This window comes from Mesorhizobium sp. LjNodule214 (assembly GCF_964252735.1).
Classification (GTDB): domain Bacteria; phylum Pseudomonadota; class Alphaproteobacteria; order Rhizobiales; family Rhizobiaceae; genus Mesorhizobium.
Genome location: NZ_CAXUPE020000003.1, coordinates 872,628 through 894,019, shown reverse-complemented (window position 1 = coordinate 894,019; position 21,392 = coordinate 872,628). Strand labels below are relative to the sequence as shown.

The 21,392-nt window shown below is 64.1% G+C and carries 15 protein-coding genes; 6 read left to right on the top strand and 9 right to left on the bottom strand.

Annotation, left to right across the window (positions count from 1 at the left end; translation table 11 throughout):
• The first annotated feature begins 117 nt into the window (after positions 1 to 117).
• Positions 118 to 1,593, top strand: coding sequence for an MDR family MFS transporter (locus ACSQ3Z_RS29670; protein ID WP_436174790.1), 1,476 nt, complete (start codon positions 118 to 120; stop codon positions 1,591 to 1,593).
• Between the two features lie 14 nt (positions 1,594 to 1,607).
• Here the strand turns inward: ACSQ3Z_RS29670 and ACSQ3Z_RS29665 are convergent, their stop codons facing one another.
• The 3 genes from ACSQ3Z_RS29665 to ACSQ3Z_RS29655 all read right to left on the bottom strand — a co-directional run bounded on the left by ACSQ3Z_RS29665 (position 1,608) and on the right by ACSQ3Z_RS29655 (position 3,507).
• Positions 1,608 to 2,636 carry an NAD(P)/FAD-dependent oxidoreductase gene (locus ACSQ3Z_RS29665; RefSeq protein ID WP_436174789.1) on the bottom strand — a complete coding sequence of 343 codons (1,029 nt, stop codon included), beginning with the start codon at positions 2,634 to 2,636 and terminating at the stop codon, positions 1,608 to 1,610.
• An 81-nt stretch (positions 2,637 to 2,717) separates the two neighbouring features.
• Positions 2,718 to 3,038: a 2Fe-2S iron-sulfur cluster-binding protein gene (locus ACSQ3Z_RS29660; protein WP_006206096.1), complete on the bottom strand. Its 321-nt coding sequence runs from the start codon at positions 3,036 to 3,038 to the stop codon at positions 2,718 to 2,720.
• A 100-nt stretch (positions 3,039 to 3,138) separates the two neighbouring features.
• A complete protein-coding gene (locus tag ACSQ3Z_RS29655; RefSeq protein WP_436174788.1) occupies positions 3,139 to 3,507 on the bottom strand; it encodes an Hpt domain-containing protein in 369 nt (122 codons plus the stop codon).
• Positions 3,508 to 3,794: 287 nt separating this feature from the next.
• Between ACSQ3Z_RS29655 and ACSQ3Z_RS29650 the strand changes: the two genes are divergently transcribed.
• A complete protein-coding gene (locus ACSQ3Z_RS29650; RefSeq protein WP_436174787.1) occupies positions 3,795 to 10,019 on the top strand; it encodes a kinesin in 6,225 nt (2,074 codons plus the stop codon).
• A 133-nt stretch (positions 10,020 to 10,152) separates the two neighbouring features.
• Positions 10,153 to 10,608, top strand: a complete 456-nt coding sequence (locus ACSQ3Z_RS29645) for a macro domain-containing protein (RefSeq protein WP_436174786.1) — start codon at positions 10,153 to 10,155, stop codon at positions 10,606 to 10,608.
• A 49-nt stretch (positions 10,609 to 10,657) separates the two neighbouring features.
• On the opposite strand, the gene ACSQ3Z_RS29640 is transcribed toward ACSQ3Z_RS29645, so the two are convergent.
• The 4 genes from ACSQ3Z_RS29640 to ACSQ3Z_RS29625 are packed head-to-tail and all read right to left on the bottom strand — an operon-like array spanning position 10,658 to position 14,738.
• A complete protein-coding gene (locus tag ACSQ3Z_RS29640; RefSeq protein ID WP_436174785.1) occupies positions 10,658 to 11,308 on the bottom strand; it encodes an ABC-type transport auxiliary lipoprotein family protein in 651 nt (216 codons plus the stop codon).
• Positions 11,309 to 11,345: 37 nt separating this feature from the next.
• Positions 11,346 to 12,719 carry an MlaD family protein gene (locus ACSQ3Z_RS29635; RefSeq protein WP_436174784.1) on the bottom strand — a complete coding sequence of 458 codons (1,374 nt, stop codon included), beginning with the start codon at positions 12,717 to 12,719 and terminating at the stop codon, positions 11,346 to 11,348.
• Between the two features lie 14 nt (positions 12,720 to 12,733).
• On the bottom strand, positions 12,734 to 13,549 hold the full coding sequence (locus ACSQ3Z_RS29630; RefSeq protein ID WP_436174783.1) for an ABC transporter ATP-binding protein: 816 nt from the start codon (positions 13,547 to 13,549) through the stop codon (positions 12,734 to 12,736).
• A 1-nt stretch (position 13,550) separates the two neighbouring features.
• Positions 13,551 to 14,738, bottom strand: a complete 1,188-nt coding sequence (locus ACSQ3Z_RS29625; protein WP_436175186.1) for an MlaE family lipid ABC transporter permease subunit — start codon at positions 14,736 to 14,738, stop codon at positions 13,551 to 13,553.
• A 76-nt stretch (positions 14,739 to 14,814) separates the two neighbouring features.
• On the opposite strand from ACSQ3Z_RS29625, the gene dgcA reads away from it, so the two are divergent.
• Complete coding sequence (dgcA, locus tag ACSQ3Z_RS29620; RefSeq protein ID WP_436174782.1) at positions 14,815 to 15,798, top strand: N-acetyl-D-Glu racemase DgcA; 984 nt, start codon at positions 14,815 to 14,817, stop codon at positions 15,796 to 15,798.
• On the opposite strand, the gene ACSQ3Z_RS29615 is transcribed toward dgcA, so the two are convergent.
• Together ACSQ3Z_RS29615 and ACSQ3Z_RS29610 are read right to left on the bottom strand one after the other, a co-directional pair.
• A complete protein-coding gene (locus ACSQ3Z_RS29615; RefSeq protein ID WP_436174781.1) occupies positions 15,769 to 16,983 on the bottom strand; it encodes an MFS transporter in 1,215 nt (404 codons plus the stop codon). The genes dgcA and ACSQ3Z_RS29615 overlap by 30 nt on opposite strands.
• A 121-nt stretch (positions 16,984 to 17,104) precedes the next feature.
• Positions 17,105 to 17,920 carry a UDP-2,3-diacylglucosamine diphosphatase gene (locus ACSQ3Z_RS29610; protein ID WP_081482303.1) on the bottom strand — a complete coding sequence of 272 codons (816 nt, stop codon included), beginning with the start codon at positions 17,918 to 17,920 and terminating at the stop codon, positions 17,105 to 17,107.
• Between the two features lie 121 nt (positions 17,921 to 18,041).
• Here ACSQ3Z_RS29610 and ACSQ3Z_RS29605 point away from each other — a divergent pair, with 121 nt between their 5' ends.
• Both ACSQ3Z_RS29605 and ACSQ3Z_RS29600 read left to right on the top strand, forming a co-directional pair.
• Positions 18,042 to 18,821 carry an SDR family oxidoreductase gene (locus ACSQ3Z_RS29605; RefSeq protein WP_436174780.1) on the top strand — a complete coding sequence of 260 codons (780 nt, stop codon included), beginning with the start codon at positions 18,042 to 18,044 and terminating at the stop codon, positions 18,819 to 18,821.
• 184 nt (positions 18,822 to 19,005) lie between these two features.
• The gene (locus ACSQ3Z_RS29600) at positions 19,006 to 21,330 is read left to right on the top strand and encodes an NADP-dependent malic enzyme (protein WP_436174779.1); all 2,325 of its coding nucleotides are present in this window, start codon (positions 19,006 to 19,008) and stop codon (positions 21,328 to 21,330) included.
• The last annotated feature ends 62 nt before the right edge of the window (positions 21,331 to 21,392 follow it).

Here is a 21,392-nt window from a genome sequence, read left to right as displayed (position 1 = left end):
GTTCGCAAGCGCGGAACCCTCGAAGCACGAGATAACCAATCGACGCGGCAGACGCACCGGACCGGCCAGGCCGGCCGCCCATGGCAGCGCGCCGCAAGCCCATGAAAGACCAGGAATATGGACCAGGCTGTCGACAGACTGACGGGAGCGGCATCGCCGCTGACGGAGAGCGAAAAGAACGCCATCATCGGCGGCGTTCTCCTGTCGATGCTATTGGCGGCCCTTGACCAGACCATCGTCGCGCCGGCCCTGCCGACCATTGCGCACGCGCTCGGCCATGCCGAATATCTGCCATGGATCGTCACGGCCTACCTCCTGACCGCGACCGCCATGGCGCCGCTCTACGGCAAGATCTCCGACGTCTACGGGCGTCGCCCGACCATCTATGCCGCGATCCTCATCTTCCTCATCGGATCGCTGGTCAGCGCCATGGCTCCCAACATGCTGATGCTGGTGGTCGGCCGGGCGATCCAGGGCGCCGGCGGCGGCGGCCTATTCGCCCTGACGCAAACGGTCATCGGCGACCTCGTGCCGCCGCGCGAGCGGGCGCGCTATGCCGCCTGGATTTCCGGGACATGGGCGGTCGCCAGCATCGCCGGGCCGCTGCTCGGCGGCACCTTCGCCGAGCACCTGCACTGGTCGTTGATCTTCTGGATCAACATCCCGCTCGGCCTTCTGGCGATGGCGATCATCAACAGGCCGCTGAAGAAGCTGCCGATTGCCGCCAAGCGCCATCGCATCGATGCGCTCGGCGCGCTGCTGCTCGTCGTAGCCACGGCATTGCTGCTGCTGGCGCTGAACTGGGGCGGCAGCGCCTATCCTTGGCTATCGCGCGAAATCCTCGGACTTGTCGCTTGCTCGGCGGCTTTCTGGGGCGCTTTCGCGCTACGCCTGCTGCGAGCGGCCGAACCGCTGATCTCGCTCGAAGTGCTCGCCAATCCGATCGTTCGGGCCGGCACGCTGTCCATGTTCCTGCTGCAAGCCGCCAATATCGGCCTAGCCGTCTACCTGCCCGTCTACCTGCAATCGATCGTCGGCCTCTCGGTCAGCCAGTCGGGCACCGCCATGCTCGGGCTGCTGCTCGGCACCGTCGCCGGCGCAACGTTCAGCGGGCGCATGATCCCGCGCTTTGTCCACTACAAGCGGATCGCCATGGTTGGCGTGACCTTCGCCATCCTGTGTCTGGGATTGCTCAGCCTCGTCGCCGGACATGCGTCCCTGCTGGTGGTCGAGCTGCTGACGACGGCAATCGGGCTTGGCACGGGCACGACGTTCCCCGTCGCCACGGTCTCGGTGCAGAACGCGGTCGACCGCATGCATCTCGGCGTTGCCACCGGCGTGCTGACCTTCCTGCGTTCGCTGGGCAGCGCACTCGGCGTTGCCATGCTTGGCGCCGTCGCTCTCGGATACGGGTTGCCGCTTGCCGAGGAAGGCTCGCTGACCGCTGGCCAGGTCACGTCGGTGATGCCGTTCGTGATGATCTTCCTGGTCGCGGCCGTCACGCTGGTGCTGGCGTTGGCCGCACTCGCGCTGATGCCGGAAAAGCCGCTGCGCGGCCGCGACGAAGCCGCGGCGCCGGTGCTCGCCGAATAGGGCCTCAGCAACCCTCAGTCGTGAACGCCGAGCTTCTTCTGCAGGCTGGTCGACGAAGTGGTGTACTGGAATACGATGCGCTCGCCGGGACTGACGATGCGCTTGGCCGCCTGCGCCATCAGCGCCACCTCGTGAAAACCCGACAGGATCAGCTTCAGCTTGCCGGGGTACCAGTTGATGTCGCCGATGGCGAAGATGCCGGGTACCGAGGTCTGGAATTTTTCGGTGTCGACCGGGATCAGGTTCTCATGCAGGTTGAGCCCCCATTCGGCGATCGGTCCGAGCTTCATGGTCAGGCCGAAGAAGGGCAGCATGCGCGTGCATGGCACCTCCACGTCGCCCTCGGGGCCTTTGATGATCGCGGATGCAAGCTGGCCGTCGGCGCCGGTCAGACCGGTGACCTGGCCGACCTGGAAGTCCAGTTCCTTCATCTCGTGCATGGCGTACATCTTGTTGACGCTGTCCGGTGCTGCGCGGAATTCCGGGCGCCGGTGGACGAGCGTCACGCTCTTTGCCACCGGCTGAAGGTTCAGCGTCCAGTCGAGTGCGGAATCGCCGCCGCCGACGATGACGAGATCATGGCCGCGGAAATCCTCCATTCGGCGCACCGAATAGAAGACGCTCTTGCCTTCATAGGCTTCGATGCCCGGAATCGGCGGTCGCTTGGGTTGGAACGAGCCACCGCCAGCAGCGATCACCACCACCTTGGCCTCGAACACCTCGTTCTCGTCGGTGGTGACGCGGAAGGTGCCGTCCTCAAGCTTTTCGAGGCTGGAGACCATGCGGTTGTAGGTGAAGTCCGGCTTGAACGGGTGGATCTGCTCGAGCAGCTTGTCGACCAGGCCCTGCGCCGTGATCAACGGCCAGCCGGGAATGTCGTAGATCGGCTTTTCCGGATAGAGCTCGGCGCATTGGCCGCCGGGGCGGTCGAGGATGTCGATCAGATGGCACTTCATGTCGAAGAGGCCGAGCTCGAACACGGCGAACAGGCCGACCGGCCCTGCCCCGACAATGAGTGCGTCTGTCTTGATCGTGTCGGTCATGCGTTGCGCCTTGTGCCAAACTGGCGCGACACTGCATGAGCATTGACCCGCTGCCAAGCGGCGGCGGGAAAAATCCTGATATCAGCCCTGGCGGGCAGGCACGCGCACCACCAGGCCGTCAAGGGCGTCGCGCACCTTGATCTGGCAGGACAGCCGCGAATTGGGCTGGACCTCGTAGGCGAAGTCCAGCATGTCCTCCTCCATCGCCTCCGGCTCGCCGACCTCAGCCGTCCAGGCCTCGTCGACATAGACATGGCAGGTCGCGCATGCACAGGCGCCACCACATTCGGCCTCGATGCCCGGCACGGCGTTGCGGATGGCGTTTTCCATGACGGTCGAGCCGTTTTCGGCGTCCACGTCGAATTGTGTGCCGTCATGGGCAATGAAGGTCAGCTTGGTCATTTGTCACCTGAAGGGAGTTCCAGCCGAGATAATCACTTGGCCGGACAAGTCAACTGCGGCGCGAAAGCGCCGCTCCGTGACGTTTTTCTGGAAAACCAACCTACCGATTGATGGCGGCGATGAAATCGCGCACTTCCTCGATCAGGACGCCAAGCCGCCCGAGGGTTTTGACGTCCTCCGGCTGCTCCTCGATAGCCGCGGCGCAATCGGCGATGGCGAAGGCCCCCACCCCGCGCGCCGAGCCTTTCAGGCCGTGCGCCAGAAGCAGCCTTTCCTTGACGTCGGCTTCGAGGATCCTGTCGCGCACGGAAAGCGCCTGCTGTACGAACAGCGCCAGCACCTCCTGTTCGAGCCCGCGATCGCCCATCGTCTGGCGCGCGAGATGCGCGAGATCCACAGGTCGAGACCGGGCCGTTCCCGACACATCACCGCCGGGCATGGAGAAGGCAATGCCGCTTTCGCCGCGCATGAGAATTGCAGCTCCTTGAGGTTTGACTGGCCGGGAAATCTAGGCCATTCGCGTAGCTAACGGGTTAATGATTGGCCCGGAAAAATGTTGCGATGGAGGCGGCGAAATCACGTCTGCGTTAACCCTATATTTAAAGTTTTACGTATCGTCGCGAATGCAGGTTTTCTTTACCCCTGTGTGTCATTACGATACGAGGGTCCATTTTCAGCCTCCTGCACGGGATAAGAGAAGCCAGAATCAGGCCAAAATCATAAGTCCCTCGGCAGCTAGTACAGGGTAGCGAAGGCATGGCGAAGAAACCAACGACGACACGTAGTCTCGACAGCGACGTAGCCAGGGAACTCGAAAAAGCGCTCGACCTGGATTTGAGCGGAGATGGCGACGGCGGCCTCGATATGGCGGCGTCGATGGAAGATCTGGAAGCGCAGATTTCGCAGGCGGCGGACGAATTGGCGCGCGAAGGGCGCAGCCAGAAAGCCGAGCCGGCGGTCAATCAAGGCCAGACCGCCAATCTGAACCAGACCGCAAATCTGAGCCAGAACGGGAATCAGGGTCAGAACGGAACGACGTCGGCCACGACCAAGCCGACCGAGCTGCGCCCGGTGGAAAACCGCAACGGCACGCAGCCGGCGGGCTTCACACCCGCCAATGACGACCGCCAGAAAGACTACCGGACGCTTCTGCACGGCCTCAACCGGCGCGCATCGAGCACGATCTACTGGGTGGTGGCGTTCATTTCGCTGGCCTGGATCGCCGGTGCCGGTGGCCTCGCGAACCTTTTGTTTGGCTCGAGTATCTGGAAGATCCGCACCCTCGACCAGTTCTTCGCTCGCCCCGAGCTGATCGGTCTGGCGGTCGCGGCGATCATTCCGATCATCCTGTTCTGGGCCTTCGCGGCCATGGTGCGCCGCGCCCAGGAAATGCGCATTGCCGCGCAGTCCATGACGGAAGTGGCGTTCCGCCTCGCCGAGCCGGAAAACCTCGCCCAGGATCGCGTCATGATGATCGGCCAGGCCGTTCGCCGTGAAGTGGCGGCGATGGGCGAAGGCATCGAACGCACGCTTGCGCGCGCCGTCGAGCTCGAAACGCTGGTCCACAGCGAAGTCAACCAGATCGAGCGCTCCTATTCGGAGAATGAAGCCCGTATCCGCTCGCTGGTCGACGGGCTTGGCAGCGAGCGCGAGGCTGTCGTCACTCACGCCGAGCGCGTGCGTGCCTCGATTGCCGGCGCCCATGAGACGCTCCGGGACGAAATCGGCTCGGCCAGCGACATCATCCGCGACAGCATCCTCAATGCCTCGACCAAGCTGTCGATGACGATCACCAATTCCGGCGACACGCTGATCGACAGGATCAACGAGAGCTCGATGTCGATCTTCGATTCGGTCGAAGGCCGTCTCGATACGATCACCGACAAGCTGTCCACCTCGGGCGAGGCCTTCGCCTCGCTGCTCGATACCCGCATCGCCAAGCTGACGGACACGACCGACGGCCTTACCCGCTCGCTGACCGACCTGCTCGACGACCGCACCACCGGCATGGTGTCTCTGCTCGGCGGTGCTGCGCGCACGCTGAGCTCCGAATTCGAGGCCAGCCTCGACGGCATCGAGCGCACCCTGGCCGAACGCGGCCAGGCACTGATCAGCGAGTTCCAGACCCGCGCCGAGGCACTGGACACCGGCACGCAGAAGCTCAACGCAGCACTCGAGGCCCGCGCCCGCCAGATCAACGAGACGCTGGTCGAGCGCGCGCGCGAAATCGCCCATACGTTCGCCGAGAGCAAGGACGCGCTGTCGTCGATGATCGATCAGGGCAAGACCCAGATCGGCGCCGACATGGCCGACATCATCTCGTCCACCTCGTCGATGCTCGAAGCCCGCGCCGGCGATTTCGCCGGCCGCATGGAAGCGGCCCGGCATGTGGTCTCGCGGTCGTTCGATAGCGATATCCAGCGGCTTGCGGATGCCCGCGTCGGCATCGAGGAAGCCGTCGAGAACCACAGCCGCAAGCTTGCCGAGAGCCGCGACCGTATGGCCGAGGCCATGCAGGCGGACCTCGCAAGGTTCGCGGAAGACCGCGCCGGCATCGACGACGCCGTTACCAACCAGGTGCAGAAGCTGGCGGAAGGCCGCAGTCTCATTTCGCGCGCGCTGGAAGAGGACCTGCGCAAGGTCAACGAATCGCGCGCTGCCATCGACGCCTCGCTGGGCAGCCATCTCGAACAGCTCGAGGAAGGCCGCAACCGGCTTACCCAGGCTTTGAATGAGGACTCCGGCAAACTTGTACAAGCTCGTACGATCATTGACGAAATGGTTGCCGGGCACGTTGGGAAACTTGCCGAAGGCCGTAGCATTCTTTCGCGTGCCCTGGACGCTGACCTCGGCAAGCTGGCCGATAGCCGCGCCAGCATCGACGGTCTGGTCGCCGGCCAGGTCGAGAAGATCGCCGAGGGCCGTGCGGTCCTGGCAAAGGCCCTGGAGACCGACATTGTCGGCATCAAGGGCCTGATCGAGACCCATTCCGCGAAACTCGCCGAGGACAGGAGCGAACTCAGCCGTTCGCTGGATGGCGATCTGTCGGGCATCAGAAACCTGATCGAGGGTCATTCCGTCAGGCTCGCCGACGACCGCAGCCTGCTGTCGCAGACGCTGGAGGCCGACCTTGCCAAGCTGGCGGAAGGCCGCTCGTCAATCGACGGGCTGGTCGCCGGCCAGGTCGAGAAGCTGGCCGAAGGCCGCGACATCCTCAAGCGCGCCCTGGAAGCCGATATCAACACGATCAAGGGCGCCATAGCGGGTCATTCCGAGCAGGTGGCGGACGAGCGCAGCCAGCTTTCGAAGGCCCTGGAAGCCGATCTGCAGAATGTGAACAGCCTGATCGCCGATCACACGAACAGGCTTGTCCAGGATCGCTCGACGCTTTCGAAAGCCATCGAGGACGACCTGCAGAATATGAACAGCCTGATCGCCGATCATACGAACCGGCTTGTCCAGGATCGCTCGACGCTGTCGAGAGCCGTCGAGGACGATCTGCGGAGCGTGAGCGGCATCATGGACGACCACGCGAACAGGCTGTTCCAGGATCGCTCGACCCTGTCAAAAGCGCTCGAGGACGATCTCGCCAAGCTGGCGGAAAGCCGCTCCTCGATCGACGGGCTGGTCGCCGGCCAGGTCGAGAAGCTGGCCGAGGGCCGCGATATCCTCAAGCGCGCGCTGGAGGCCGATCTCAACACGATCAGGAGCGCCATTACCGACCAGTCGCAGAGGCTGACCGAAAACCGTTCGGAGTTCGCACGGGTGCTGGAAGCCGATCTGGAGAATGTCAACGGCCTCCTCCAGAGCCACTCCGACAGGCTGACGCAGGATCGCTCGACGCTGTCCAAGGCGCTGGAAGACGATCTCGCCAAGCTGGCGGAAAGCCGCTCCTCGATCGACGGGCTGGTCGCCGGCCAGGTCGAGAAGCTGGCCGAAGGCCGTGATATCCTCAGGCGCGCGCTCGAGGCGGATCTGCAGAAGATCGCGACCAGCCGCAGCGATGTCGACGACATCATCGCCGGGCATGTCGGCAAGCTGGCCGAAGGCCGCGACATGCTGGCCCGCGCGCTGGAAGACGATCTCGCCAAGCTCGCCGACACGCGCAAGGACGTCGACCGCTCCCTGTCCGGCCACATTGACCAGATCGCCGCCAAAAGCACGGACATCTCCGCGGCAATCGCCGCCGATGTCGAAAAGATCGAGCAGGCGTTCAGCCGCCAGACCGGCATCATCGAGGAGCGCGCCGGAACCATGGAGCGCGCGCTGTCGACCGGCGTCGACAGTGTTCGCAGCGTGTTGGAAAAGAGCGCCGTCTTCGTCGCCGGCCAGTTGCGCGAGAAGGTCATGGAGGTCACCAGCGCCCTGCACGAGCAGGCCGGGCTCGCCTTCAGCGACGCCGACCGCAAAATCGCCGAGCGCGCCGAGCAGACCTCGGCCGCCCTGCTCGCCAGGGCCGAGGACATCGCGCACGCCTTCGAGGAGGCGGATCGTCGCCTGCATGCGCGTGCGGAAGATACCACCAGTGCGCTGCTTGCGCGTACCGAGGACACCACCAGCGCGCTGCTTGCCCGGCACGACGAGACCTCGAATTCGCTGCTGGCTCGCGCCGAGGCGACAGCCGAACAACTGGCCGCTCGTGCCAGCGAGATCGCCGGCACCTTCGACGCGGCGGACCAAAAGCTCGTTGCCCGCGCTGTCGAAACGGCGCAGTCGCTGGCGGCTCGCGCCGGCGACATTCTGCGCAACTTCGAAGGCGCCGACCAGCGGCTGAGCATGCGCATCGGCGAATCGGCCGAAGCGCTGGCGGCGCGCGCCACGGACCTCGGCCGCATCTTCGATGCCGCCGACCAGCACCTGCTCTCGCGCATCGCCGAAGGTTCGGAAGCGCTGTCGTCGCGTGCATCCGAGATCGCCCGCATCTTCGACGATGCGGACCAGCGCCTGGTGTCGCGCATCGCCGACAGCAGCACCGCGATCGGCGGACACGCCGAGACCATTGTCGGCGCGTTTGCCAGCACCGAGCAGCGCGTTGCCGACCGGGCACGCCAGACCGGTCAGGACCTGGCCGTCCATGCCCGCGAGATCGAGCAGGCGCTGACGGGCGCCGACGAACGCCTGGCTTCGAGCGCTGCGGCGGCAGCCGCCCGTGTCGAGGAACAGGTCGCCGGCGTCGAGAACCGCCTTGCCTACACGGCTGAAACGATGGGCCAGAAGCTCAACGAGCAGATTTCGGGTGCCGAGGCGCAGCTCATCTCGCGCGCCAACGTGATCGCCGAAACCTTCACCGCGGTCGGCCAGCATATCGGCCAGAGCACCAACGACGCAGCCAAGACCATCGGCGCCAACACCCGCGAGCTCAACACCATGCTCGCGGCGCGCTCGGCCGAAATGTCGAGGATCCTCGACGAGACGGCGCGGCCGCTGGTCGAACGCTTTGCCCAGGGCGGCTCGGAACTGCAAAAGAGCATGGAAGAGGTCACCGAGCGGGCGACCGAGAAGCTGCGCAGCGAAAACGCGGCCCTCGTCAACGCGCTCGCCAGCCGCACGGCCGAGACCTTGTCGGCGGTCGAAGGCGCGCGTTCGACGCTCGCCGAAAGCGTCGCCGACCTCATCGGCCGCATGAGCACTTCCAGCGCGCAGCTCGGTCAGCTGATCGACCAGGCGGCGCTCAATCTCGGCCAGGTCGACGAACGCCTGACCGGCAGCACGCAGAGCTTCGCGGCAACGACGGAAAAGGCCGCGCAGACCTTCGCCAGTTCGGCACGCCTGGTCGATTCGAACACGACGCGGCTCACCGAACTGTCGTCCGCCACCTTGCGCGAGGTCGCCTCGATCGCCACCAAGTTCGACGAGCACAGCAGGTTGCTGTCTTCCGCTTCGGACTTGCTGAGCTCGGCCCAGAGCAACCTGGAGCACACGCTGGAACGGCAGTCGTCGCTGGAAGACCTCGCCGTCGGCCTGGTCAAGAAGTCGGAAGACCTCGAGAAGGTGATGCGTTCGTTCGAGAACCTGGTCGGCCAGACGATGCAGAATGCCGAGGGCCGGACGATGGAATCGGCGGAAAAGATCCGCACCGCCATTGCCGACGTCGTCGATTCGGCAACCAAGCGCTTCGCCGACGCCACCGAGGAGATGCGGCGTACGGCCGGCTCGATCAAGAGCGAGCTCGACCTGACCCGCGCCGAACTCAAGAAGGGCGTCATCGAGATGCCGGAAGAAGCCAAGGAATCGACCTCGGCCATCCGCCGCGCCGTCTCCGAGCAGATCAACGCGCTCAAGGAACTGTCGGACATCGTTGCGAAATCGGGCCGCGGTGGCAACGACAGCGCGGAGCAGCGCAATTTGCGGCCCGCACCCCAGGCGCCCGTTGCGCGTGCGCCTGAGCCACAGCGCCGTCCGCCAGCGCCGCAGCAGCCGGAGCGTCCGGAGCCTCAGGCGCCGTTGGGCGGCGCAACGCTGCGCGGCACGCTCGATCTCGAACGCCCCGCCGAGGCGGCTCCGCGCCGCGATCCCAATGGCCGCACGCCACAGGGCGGCTGGGTGCGCGACCTGCTCACCGGCGCATCGCGTGAGGAGGATGCGAGGCCTGCCGTGCCCGCAGAACGTTCCGCTCCGGCGCAGCGCTCGCCGCTTCACGTCATGGAGTCGCTGAACTCGCTGTCGGTCGACATCGCGCGGGCCATCGACCACGAGGCGTCGATCGAGCTGTGGAACCGCTACCGGCGCGGCGAGCGTGACGTGTTCACGCGGCGCCTCTACACGCTGAAGGGCCAGCAGACCTTCGACGAGATCCGCCGCAAATATCAGACGGAGGCAGAGTTCCGCGCCGCTGTCGACCGCTACTGCGACGATTTCGAGAAGCTGCTCAAGGACGTGTCGCGCAACGACCGCGACAACATCATGGCGCAGACCTATCTGACGTCGGACACCGGCAAGGTCTACACCATGCTGGCGCACGCCAGCGGCCGCCTGCACTGAGCGGGCGATAGGAAACTGAAAAGGGCGGGACCACGGTTCCGCCCTTTCTGCTTTCTGGTCGATGCCTTAGATTGTCCTAGGTCGATTTGATCGGGATTCTCACGCACCGACCTGAGCGCGGAGTTTGATAGCGATGCAGACAATTCGCGGTGATCTGCTTCAACTAGCGCTCGATGACAGGTTCGATGTCATTGTGCATGGATGCAATTGCCAATGCCAAATGGGCAAAGGGATTGCGCTTTCCATAAAGCAGCGTTTTCCCGAAGCGTACGTCGCAGATTGCGCAACCTTAAAGGGCGACCCTGCCAAGCTGGGCAACATATCAGTTGCGGAGATCAAACGAGAGAACCGCATGTTCCATGTCGTCAATGGCTACACCCAGCTCCATTGGCAGGGAAAGGGCGTGAAAGCCGACTACGAGGCGATACGAAACGTCATGAAGGCCGTCAAATCCAAGTACACCGGCAAAAGGATCGGCTACCCAAAAATTGGCGCAGGTCTGGCTGGAGGTGATTGGGAAACCATAGCCTCGATCATCGAAGATGAACTCGCGGACGAAGATCATACACTTGTCGAATATGCTGGATGAGGCCGCCTAGGACCTCCGGCATCCTCGCCTCAAGGCAGTCTTGGCCTGATCAGATCACCGAATCCGTCCAGCGCACGATGTCTTTCGCCGCCTGGCCGAAGGCGCTGTCCAGCGCGCTGACATAGGCCGGATTGCCGCTGCCGGAGACCGGCGCGCTCGCGGTGAAGGTCTTGGAGGCGCGCACCTCGCCGGTGCGGTCGTTCAATATGCGCACGAACAGGTCGACCTCGGCGTGCTCGCCGCCGTCGACCCGGACTTCGAAGGAGCGGACCTCGACGATCACCTGATAGTCGATCGCCAGGCCCTCACCCGGCTTGCCGACGCCGGCGAAGCTGCCGGAGCGCTGGAAGGTCTCGGCCAGCCTTGCCTGCACGATCAGCGGCAGCCGGTCGGCCCATTGCGCGCCCTTGAGGTACTGGATCGAGCGGTCGGACGGCTTGATGACGATGTTCTGGCTGTCCAACGCCTTGAGCGCGGAGGGCTGGGCGATCAGGATCTGGCGTCGGCTGTGGCCATGCGCGTCGATCGACGGCGCCGAAAGCTCGAACGTATCGAGCGGCGCCGGCTTGCCGCCCAGCGCCGCGCAGCCTGCAAGCGTCAGCGCAAGCAGTGCCGCAGCCGATGTCAATCCGCCCGTTCTCACCCACACCGACTTCACGCGCGATCCCCGTTGTCCCCAGATCGTAAGATCAACCCGCAATTGCGGTCTATGTTCTTGCGGTGGACGGCCGCCGAAGTCAACGCCGCACCCTGCCGTCATATTGCCGGACCTCGCCCTCGCCGCCCGACAGGATCCGCTGCGGATTGCGGCTGAGATCGGTCACGGCCTCCTCGATGCGGTTGATCGAGCGGCGGCTGTCCTGGACCAGCGCCTCGACATCCTGCAGACCCTGGCCCGAGAAGCGAGCGAGATTGTCGGTGATCGTGCCGAGGCGGGCATTCAGCGTGTCGGCGACCTGCTTGAACGACTTCAGCGTGTCCCTGGCATCGGCCATCATGCCGTCGGCCTGTCCTGAGCCGAGCAAGGTGTCGACCTTGGCCAGGATGCCGTCGACGCGCACCGAGGCATCGTTGAGGCGCTGTGCCAGTTGCTTGGCGTCCTTGATCGTCTGGTCGATGTCGTCGGCCCGGTTGGCGAATTTGTCGGTAACCTTGGCGATGTCGGCGGCAGCCTTGTCGGCGTTTTCACTGGCCTTCTGGATATTGGCGAGCGCCGTGCGCACCTCGGCCGGATCGATGCCATCGAGGACGCCATTGACCTTGTCCAGCGTGCCTTGCGTCTTCTGGGCGAAGTTGTTGATCGACCCGACCGCCGTGTCGACATTCTTGATCACACCGTCGAACTGCTTCGAGGTTTCCTTCAGATTGCCTGTGACGGTGTCGACATTGGCGACGATGCTCTTGATCTGGTCCTTGTCTACGGCGTTGAGCAGACCTTCCGCGGCCTTCAGCGTGCCGTCGAGTTTGCCCGACACGCCCTTCAGCTCATCCGACAGCGAACTGACGCTGGCGAGGAACTTGTCGATGCCGTCGGAATTCTTGGCCAGCGCATCGGAGAATGTCTGGGCGTTCTTGACGGTCTGGGTCAGCGGACCGCGAACGTCTTGGGTGAAACCTTCCAGATTCGTAAGCACCTTGTCGGCGCGGGTGAAGATGTCCTGCGCGGTCTGCAGCAGGTTGGTCACGGCGGATGGATTGGCGACGATCTCGGCAACCTTGCCTTCCTTTTCGGCCTGGTCGAGCAGCTTGACCTCCTTGGGGTCGGCACCCTTGAGCTCGATATTGGCCTGGCCGGTCAGGCCGGCAAGCCCAATATCGGCCTGCGTCGACTGGGTGATCGGCGTCATGCGGTCGATTTCGGTGTCGGCGATGGCGACGGTCGGGTTGTCGACATCGATATAGACGCGCTTGACGTCACCCACCTTGACGCCGTTGAACAGCACGAAGCTGCCGCGCCCCAAGCCGGACGCCGAGCCCGGAATGCGCACGCGCAGCACCGCCGTCTCGCCCCTGTCGCCGATCGCGGCTGTCCAATAGACGAACCCGAAGGCCGCCAGGATCGCAGCCAGCGTGAAGATGCCGACAATGACGTAGTTGGCTCTGGTTTCCATTGCCCCACTTATGGCTATGCGCGCGCCGCAAGATCAAGTTGGCGCGCGCGTTTTCCGCGGAAATAGGATTTTACCCACGGCTCCTCGCTCTTCAGCATGTCGTCGATCGTGCCTTCGACCAGCACCTTCTTCTTGCCGAGCACGGCAACGTGGTCGCAAGCGGTGAACAGCGTGTCGAGATCGTGCGTGACCATGTAGACCGTCAGGTCCATCGTGTCGCGCAGCTTGACCACCAGTTCGTCGAATTCGGCCGCGCTGATCGGGTCAAGACCGGATGTCGGCTCGTCGAGGAAGACGATGTCCGGGTCGAGCGCCAGCGCGCGCGCCAGTGCCGCGCGCTTGATCATGCCGCCGGAAAGCTCGGAGGGGAATTTCTGCGCTGCGTCAGGCGGCAAGCCGACCAGCTCGATCTTGAGCATGGCCAGCTCGTCCATCAGCTTCTTGGGCAGGTCGAGATACTCGCGCATCGGCACCTGTACGTTCTCCTGCACCGTCAGCGCCGAAAACAGCGCGCCGTGCTGGAAAAGAACGCCGAGGCGCATGTCGATGCGCAAGCGCTCGATGTCGCTTGCCTTGTCGACGTTGACGCCGAACAGCTTGATCGTCCCCGATTGCTTGCGCAGCAAGCCAAGGATGGTGCGCAAAAGCACCGATTTGCCGGCGCCCGAAGCGCCGACAAAGCCCAGGATTTCGCCGCGTTTGATGTCGAGCGAAAGTTTGTCGAGGATCAGCTTGTCATCAATGGCAACGGTGACGTCGCGCACCGAAAGCACGATCTCGCTCTCGTCCTGCTCCTCCGTCTTGGCCCCGTTGCCATTCGCAATCGCCATGTCAGAACTCGATCGCTGCGTAGAACATGGCGAAAAGGCCGTCGAGGATGATGACCACGAAGATCGACTTCACCACCGAAGCGGTCACGTGCTGGCCAAGCGATTCGGCGCTGCCGCCGACCTTCATGCCTTCGACGGAGGCGATGGTGCCGATGATCATGGCCATGAACGGCGCCTTGATCAGCCCGGCAAAGATCGTGCTGAGATCGATGGCGACGCGCAGACGGTCGATAAAGGCGGCCGGGGGAATGTCTGAATAGAGCCATGCGGCGACGATGCCGCCGCCAAGCGCGGCGAAATTGGCGATGATGGTCAGGCAAGGCAGGGCGATCACCAGTGCGACCAGCCGCGGGAAGACCAGCACGCCGATCGGGTTCAGGCCGATCACCTTCAGCGCGTCGACCTCCTCGCGCATCTTCATCGAGCCGATCTCGGCGGTGATCGCGCTGCCGGAACGGCCGGCGATCATGATCGCGGTCATCAGCACGCCGAGCTCGCGCAGGATCAGCACGCCGACGAGGTCGACGACGAAGATGTCGGCGCCGAAATAGCTGAGCTGGTAGGCGCCCTGCTGGGCGACGATGGCGCCGACAATGGCCGACATCAGCACCACGACCGGAATGGCGCCGACGCCCATGCGGTCGATCTGGTTGAAGACCGCGGCCGGGTTGACGGCATGGCCACGGCCGAGCTTCATCTGCGCGCCGCGGATGGTGGCGCCAAGGATGTTCATCGAGGCCAGGAAGTCGTCGCGCATCTCATAGACGCGCCGCCCGACCGCCTCGAGCGCGCGGATGATGATGTTGGGCGGCCCGGACGGTCCCGATTCGGGCTCGCGCCGGACGGCATCGCCGACAGCACCAAGCAGGATCGAGGCGATCTCGCTCTGCCCCTGCAATTTGACTTCGACGCCCTTCTTCTCGAAGGCGCTGACCAGGCGGTCGATCAGCCAGGCGCCAGCGGTGTCCATCTTCTCGATATGCGAAAGATCGAGCGCCAAGGTCTTGAAACCGTTGCGCTTCTCGATCCGACGCATCTCCGCGTCGACCAACGCCACGGTGCGTGTCGTCCAGGTTCCGGAAAAGGCGCAGCCGAGAACGCCGCCCTCCTCGCCGACGGCGATGCGCGGCTGGCCATTTGGCTCCTTGGCGGCGGTGCCGCTTGCGTCGCGTTTGCCGATGGTCAACATGGCGTCCTGTTTAGCCTGCCGGGACCAGCCTGTCATTTGCCGGCATGCCGTTGTCGCATAGCCTGAGAAGAAAAATATGGCGCGTGTCATTTCGGTCGAATCCGAGCGTTTTCCCATCGCCGGCGCCTTCACCATTTCACGCGGCTCGAAGACGGAAGCCGAAGTCATCACCGTAACGATCGGCGACAATGGCCATATCGGGCGCGGCGAATGCGTTCCGTACAAGCGCTATGGCGAGACCATGGAGGGCGTGCGAGCCGCGATCGAAGCGCTGAGCGACAGGATCGCCGGCGGCATCAGCCAGATCGCGCTGCTCGATGCCATGCCAGCCGGGGCCGCCCGCAACGCCATCGACTGCGCTCTGTGGGACCTGGAAGCAAAGACAAGCGGCAAGCCGGTTGCGGCCAGCATTTGCAAGGCTCCGTTGCGAGCGCTTGAGACAGCCTACACGCTGTCGCTGGGCGCACCGGAGGCGATGGCGGCGCAGGCGCGCGCCAATGCCTCGCGGCCGCTGCTCAAGGTCAAGATCGGCGGCGACGATGACATCGCCCGCATTCGTGCCGTGACGGAGGCGGCGCCGGACAGCCGCATCATCCTTGATGCCAATGAGGGCTGGACCGATGAGAACATCGTCGAAAACCTCGCCTTTGCCGCCGAGCAAGGCATCGCGCTGATCGAACAGCCACTTCCCGCGGGCCGCGACGGCATTTTACGGCATATCGCGCATCCACTACCGATCTGCGCCGACGAGAGTGTGCACGAGGCGAAGAACCTCGAAGCGCTTGTCGGCCTCTACGACGCCGTCAACATCAAGCTCGACAAGTCGGGCGGCCTGACGGCCGCTCTTGTGCTGCGCGACCGTGCCCGCGAGCTCGGTTTCGGTATCATGGTCGGCTGCATGGTCGGCACGTCGCTGGCGATGGCACCGGCCGTCTTGTTGGCCCAAGGCGCCGATTTCGTCGATCTCGACGGCCCGCTGTTGCTGGCCCGAGACCGCGAGCCCGGCCTCGTCTACGAGGGGTCGCTGGTCTCACCCCCCGACAGGGCGCTGTGGGGCTGAGCGCGCTGCGAGCCCGATCAGCACCAGACCAATGATGGCGATCGGGATCATTGCCCAAAAGCCATCGACGCCGAGGCGGTCGTAGAGTGGGCCCGACGCCAGCGTGACCACAGCCATGAAGAAGCCGTTGAAGAAATAGGCGATGCCTTGCGCCGCACCGGTGCGCTCTTCCGAAACCGTTTCACCGATCATCTTCTGCAGGCCGATCAGCACCATCGCCACCGACACTGAATGCAAGGTCTGGACGCCAAAGAAGCCGGCAACGCCAAGGCCAAGCGGCCAGATCATAGGAAAGGCGATCCAGCGCACGATCGAGCCGACGCCGGCGATCACCATGACCTGGACGACGGAAACGGAGGCGAAAATGCGGTTGAAAAACAAAAACATGCAAACCTCGGCGACCACGCCCCAGGCCCACAGCAGCCCGACGACGGAATCGCTGATGCCAATCGACTTCCAGTAGATCGACACGAAGCCGTAGAGAAAGGCATGGCTGGCGGTGATGATGCCGACGCCGAAGGTAAAATACAGGAAGTAGGCATTGAGCAGCTTTGGCGCCGAATGCTGGATGTCGGTGGCCGAAAGCGGCGAAGCGCGGCGCGGACGGCCGAGGCGCGGCGCCAGCAACCCGGCCAAAAGGGCGGCGGCAAGAGCGACGAAGATGATCGCCGGCACGGCCTTGGGGCCTGTCCAGGCCAGGATGAAGCCGCCGGCGATATTGGCGCAGAGATAGGAGATCGAGCCCCATTTGCGCATGGCAGTGTAGTTGGAGCCGAACCGGCGCACGCCCGAAAGCGCCAGCGAATCGGCGATCGGCGAATGCGGCGTCCAGACGATGGTCAGCGCCAGCGATACCGCGAGCACCATGGCGTAGGTGGGGTTAAGGAAATAGCCGGCGGAAATGACCATCGTCGCGGCGACGAGCACGACATAGACATTGGCGCGGTCCTTCGCCCGGTCGGCCAAGGCGGTCAGCAACGGCGTCGTCACCACGCGCAGGAACATCGGCGCGGCCAAAATGACCGCGATCTGTTCGGCATGGAAACCCTCGGCCTGCAGCCATAGCGGGAAATAGGGCAGATGCGTGCCGAGCGACACGAACAGCGTGAAGAAGATCAGGCTCATGCGCAGTTCGAAATGGCGCGGCTTGACGAGTTGTTCGGGTGAAAGCGGCGGCAGGGACATGAATCGATCCAATTGCGCCGCGTTCTACCAGACGACCAGCAGCGCGATCGACCATTAACATGGAGAAAAACCGGGCGAAACCGGTTGGACTAATCGATTAATCCCAGAGCAGGAACGTACCTCAGGCCGCTTCGACCACCCGGTCCTCGATGAGCATCGGGATGAAAGGTTCGTCTGGAGCCTCAGGCAACACCTTCGCCCAGTGCAGGATTTCCATCCGGCCGTCGAAATGCTCGACCACCGCCGTGCAGCTTTCCACCCAGTCGCCGGTGTTGATGTACTGCACGTCTTCGTAGTTCTCGATCGCGGCATGGTGGATGTGGCCGCAGATCACGCCGTCGACATGCGAGCGGCGCGCTTCCTCGGTCAGCATGGTCTGGAATGAGCCGATGAAGTTCACCGCCTTCTTGACGTTGACCTTGGCCCAGGACGAAAACGACCAGTAAGGCAGGCCAAGCAACTGGCGAAGCCGCGTCACCACCCTGTTGACGAGCATGGCTGCGTCATAGGCGTAATCGCCAAGATAGGCGAGCCAGCGCGCATTGTGGACGACGGTGTCGAACTGGTCGCCATGGATGACCAGCAGGCGCCTGCCGTCGGCGGTCTCGTGGATGGCACGGTCGGCGACGACGATACCGCCGAAATGCACGCCCTGGAACTGGCGGGCGAACTCGTCGTGATTGCCGGCAATGTAGGTGATGTTGGCGCCCTTGCGCGCCTTGCGCAGCAATTTCTGCACGACGTCGTTGTGGCTCTGCGGCCAGTGCCAGCTGCGCCTCAGGCGCCAGCCATCGACGATATCACCAACCAGATAGATGATATCGGCGTCGTGATGGCGCAGGAAATCGATCAGGAAGTCGGCCTTGGCCGCCTTCGAGCCGAGATGGACGTCGGAGATGAACATGCTGCGGAAAGTGCGGGGCTCTGGGCCAGACATCAGATTGTCACCGTTGCTTTCGCGCAGGCTATGCCCCGATTCATGCAACAACCGTATGACGGTTGCGATTGGTCCAGCCGAAGAGCTAGCGTGCCGTGCTTGATCAGAGGAGAAAATCACCATGGATCTCGGCATTCGCGGCAAGAAGGCGATCGTCTGTGCATCGAGCAAAGGGCTTGGGCGCGGCTGCGCCATGGCGCTGGCCGAGGCCGGCTGCGATCTGGTGGTCAACGGCCGCAATGCCGAGTTGCTGGCCAGGACCGCCCAGGACATCCGTGACCGCTACGGCGTCAAGGTGACCGAGATCCTCGGCGACGTCTCGAAGCCCGAGGTGCAAAAGGCGATGCTGGCGGCCTGCCCCGATCCCGACATCCTCGTCAACAACAATGGCGGTCCGCCGCTGCGCGATTTCCGCACGCTCGACCGCGAAAAGATCCTGGAAGGCGTCACGCAGAACATGGTGACGCCGATCGAGCTGATCCAGGCGGTGATCGACGGCATGGCGGCGCGCGGCTTCGGCCGCATCGTCAACATCACCTCGCTGTCGGTCTACGTGCCGATCCCCGGCCTCGATCTGTCGTCCGGCGCGCGCGCCGGGCTGACCTCGTTCCTGGCCGGCGTGGCTCGCACGGTGATTGACCGTAACGTGACCATCAACAGCATGCTGCCCGGCAAGCTCGACACCGACCGGTTGCGCGGCCCGCATGAAGCCGGCACGCCGGAAGACCCGGCAGCGGCTGCCGCGCGCAAGGCCCGCATCAGCGCCGACGTGCCCGCCAAGCGGCTTGGCACGCCAGAGGAGTTCGGCCAGATCTGCGCCTTCCTGTGCTCCGTGCATGCCGGCTATCTCACCGGGCGGAACATACCGGTCGACGGCGGCCTCTACGTCAGCGCATTCTGACGGCGCCGCTCGACACTTTCGCAGGATATCGACACAAAGATTCGCAGGATATCGACACAAAGAATTGAAATAGCTCTATCTTTTCGACCTTGACCCTTTCTGTCGCGCTTGCGTCATTTGGCGTCGCGAAAAGCCGACGCCGCATGCTAAAAGGCAGCGAGGCAGCAGCGCAGGGAGGGCCGGCATGGAAGGCGAGAACAAGAAGACGGCCCGATCGGACCTCGACGAGGCCGCGCTCTACTTCCACAAGCATCCGACCCCCGGAAAGCTCGAAATCCAGGCGACCAAGCCGCTCGGCAACCAGCGCGATCTGGCACTTGCCTATTCGCCAGGGGTCGCCGCCCCTTGCCTCGAAATCCGCGACAATCCAGCAACCGCCGCCGACTATACGGCGCGCGCCAATCTGGTTGGCGTCGTTTCCAACGGCTCGGCGGTGCTCGGCCTCGGCAATATCGGTCCGCTCGCCTCCAAGCCGGTCATGGAAGGCAAGGCGGTGCTGTTCAAGAAATTCGCCGGCATCGACGTGTTCGACATCGAGATCGACGCGCCCGGGATCGAGCGCATGGTCGAGACGATCTCGGCGCTGGAGCCGACCTTCGGCGGCATCAACCTCGAGGACATCAAGGCGCCCGAGTGCTTCGAGGTCGAGGAGCAGCTAAAGGCCCGCATGGGCATACCGGTATTCCATGACGACCAGCACGGCACGGCGATCATCGTCGCCGCCGCGGTGCTCAACGGGCTGGAATTTGCCGGCAAGACCATTTCCGACATCAAGATCGTCACCTCGGGCGCCGGTGCCGCCGCCCTTGCATGCCTCAATCTTCTGGTCTCGCTCGGCGCCAAGGTGGAGAACATCTGGGTCACCGACCGTTTCGGCGTCGCCTACAAGGGCCGCACGGACGAGATGGACCGCTGGAAAGACCCCTATGTCAAGGATACGGCAGCGCGGACGCTGGCCGATGTGATCCCGGGCGCGGATGTCTTTCTCGGCCTGTCGGCTGCCGGCGTGCTGAAGCCCGAACTGCTGCAGCATATGGCGCCGAAGCCGCTGATCCTGGCGCTGGCCAACCCCAATCCGGAGATCATGCCGGAGGCGGCACGGGCGGCGCGACCGGACGCGATGATCTGCACCGGCCGTTCCGATTTTCCCAATCAGGTCAACAATGTACTGTGTTTTCCTTACATCTTCCGTGGCGCGCTGGACTGCGGCGCCAGCGCCATCAATGAGGAGATGAAGATGGCGGCGGTGCGGGCGATCGCGGCACTCGCCCGCGAGGAACCATCCGACGTCGCCGCGCGCGCCTACTCCGGCGAGACGCCGATCTTCGGGCCCGATTTCCTGATCCCCTCGCCCTTCGATCCCAGGCTGATCCTGCGCATTGCGCCAGCCGTCGCCAAGGCAGCCTGCGACACCGGCGTGGCGACCAGGCCGATCACCGACTTCGCCGCCTACATCGACAAGCTCAACCGCTTCGTCTTCCGCTCCGGCCTGGTGATGAAGCCGGTGTTCTCGTCCGCCAAGGCCTCAAGCGCCAAGCGCGTCATCTATGCCGAGGGCGAGGATGAGCGCGTGCTGCGCGCCGCCCAGGTGGTGCTCGAGGAAGGCATTGCCGAGCCGATCCTGATCGGCCGACCGCATGTCATCGAGGTCAGGCTGAAGCGCTATGGGCTGCGCATCAAGCCGGGCGTCGATTTCGGCCTGATCAACCCCGAGGACGATCCGCGCTACCGCCACTATGTCGACCTTTTGATCGAGCTCGCCGGCCGGCGCGGCGTGACGACGGAGGCCGCTCGCACCATGGTGCGCACCGACAACACGGTGATCGCGGCGCTCGCGTTGAAGCGCGGCGATGCCGATGCCATGGTCTGCGGTCTCGAAGGCCGTTTCGAGCGGCATCTGCGCAATGTGACGCTGATCATTGGGCCCCGCGCGGGCATCAAGGACCGCGATCTCTCGACGCTTTCCATGCTGATCTCGCAGCGCGGCATCATCTTCCTCACCGACACACATGTCTCCGTCGACCCGACGGCGGAAGAGATCGCCGAGATGACGGTGCTTGCGGCGGAGGAAATCCAGCGCTTCGGCATCGAGCCCAAGGCAGCGCTGCTGTCGCATTCGGATTTCGGTTCGCGCGATTCGCCGAGCGCGCTGAAGATGCGCCAGGCGGCGGCGATCCTGGCGCGCATCGCGCCGGAGCTCCAGTGCGACGGCGAGATGCATGCCGATTCGGCACTTTCGGAGAATCTGCGCCAGCGCGTCTATCCGCATTCGCGGCTCAAGGGCGAAGCCAATCTGCTGGTGTTTCCGAACCTCGATTCGGCCAACATCACGCTGACGGCGCTGCGCGCCATGATGGATGCGCTGCATGTCGGACCGATCCTGCTCGGCACGGACAAGCCGGCGCACATATTGACGCCTTCGGTAACCTCGCGCGGCGTCGTCAACATGACCGCGCTCGCCGTGGTCGAGGCGGCGCACAAGGCGCAGGCCGTCGTCAATCTGGGCTAAGGCCGCATTTCGCGGTAAGCTGCCGTTACGTTTGGTTGCAGATTCGATTGCGTTTGGTTGCA

Bases quoted from the DNA above. Each gene is read 5' to 3' on its own strand.
- ACSQ3Z_RS29610 (WP_081482303.1), bottom strand. From the start codon at position 17,920: ATGTCTGGCCCAGAGCCCCGCACTTTCCGCAGCATGTTCATCTCCGAC.
- ACSQ3Z_RS29655 (WP_436174788.1), bottom strand. From the start codon at position 3,507: ATGCGCGGCGAAAGCGGCATTGCCTTCTCCATGCCCGGCGGTGATGTG.
- ACSQ3Z_RS29670 (WP_436174790.1), top strand. From the start codon at position 118: ATGGACCAGGCTGTCGACAGACTGACGGGAGCGGCATCGCCGCTGACG.
- ACSQ3Z_RS29615 (WP_436174781.1), bottom strand. From the start codon at position 16,983: ATGTCCCTGCCGCCGCTTTCACCCGAACAACTCGTCAAGCCGCGCCAT.
- ACSQ3Z_RS29605 (WP_436174780.1), top strand. From the start codon at position 18,042: ATGGATCTCGGCATTCGCGGCAAGAAGGCGATCGTCTGTGCATCGAGC.
- ACSQ3Z_RS29625 (WP_436175186.1), bottom strand. From the start codon at position 14,738: ATGTTGACCATCGGCAAACGCGACGCAAGCGGCACCGCCGCCAAGGAG.
- ACSQ3Z_RS29645 (WP_436174786.1), top strand. From the start codon at position 10,153: ATGCAGACAATTCGCGGTGATCTGCTTCAACTAGCGCTCGATGACAGG.
- ACSQ3Z_RS29630 (WP_436174783.1), bottom strand. From the start codon at position 13,549: ATGGCGATTGCGAATGGCAACGGGGCCAAGACGGAGGAGCAGGACGAG.
- ACSQ3Z_RS29660 (WP_006206096.1), bottom strand. From the start codon at position 3,038: ATGACCAAGCTGACCTTCATTGCCCATGACGGCACACAATTCGACGTG.
- ACSQ3Z_RS29600 (WP_436174779.1), top strand. From the start codon at position 19,006: ATGGAAGGCGAGAACAAGAAGACGGCCCGATCGGACCTCGACGAGGCC.
- ACSQ3Z_RS29650 (WP_436174787.1), top strand. From the start codon at position 3,795: ATGGCGAAGAAACCAACGACGACACGTAGTCTCGACAGCGACGTAGCC.
- ACSQ3Z_RS29635 (WP_436174784.1), bottom strand. From the start codon at position 12,719: ATGGAAACCAGAGCCAACTACGTCATTGTCGGCATCTTCACGCTGGCT.
- ACSQ3Z_RS29665 (WP_436174789.1), bottom strand. From the start codon at position 2,636: ATGACCGACACGATCAAGACAGACGCACTCATTGTCGGGGCAGGGCCG.
- dgcA (WP_436174782.1), top strand. From the start codon at position 14,815: ATGGCGCGTGTCATTTCGGTCGAATCCGAGCGTTTTCCCATCGCCGGC.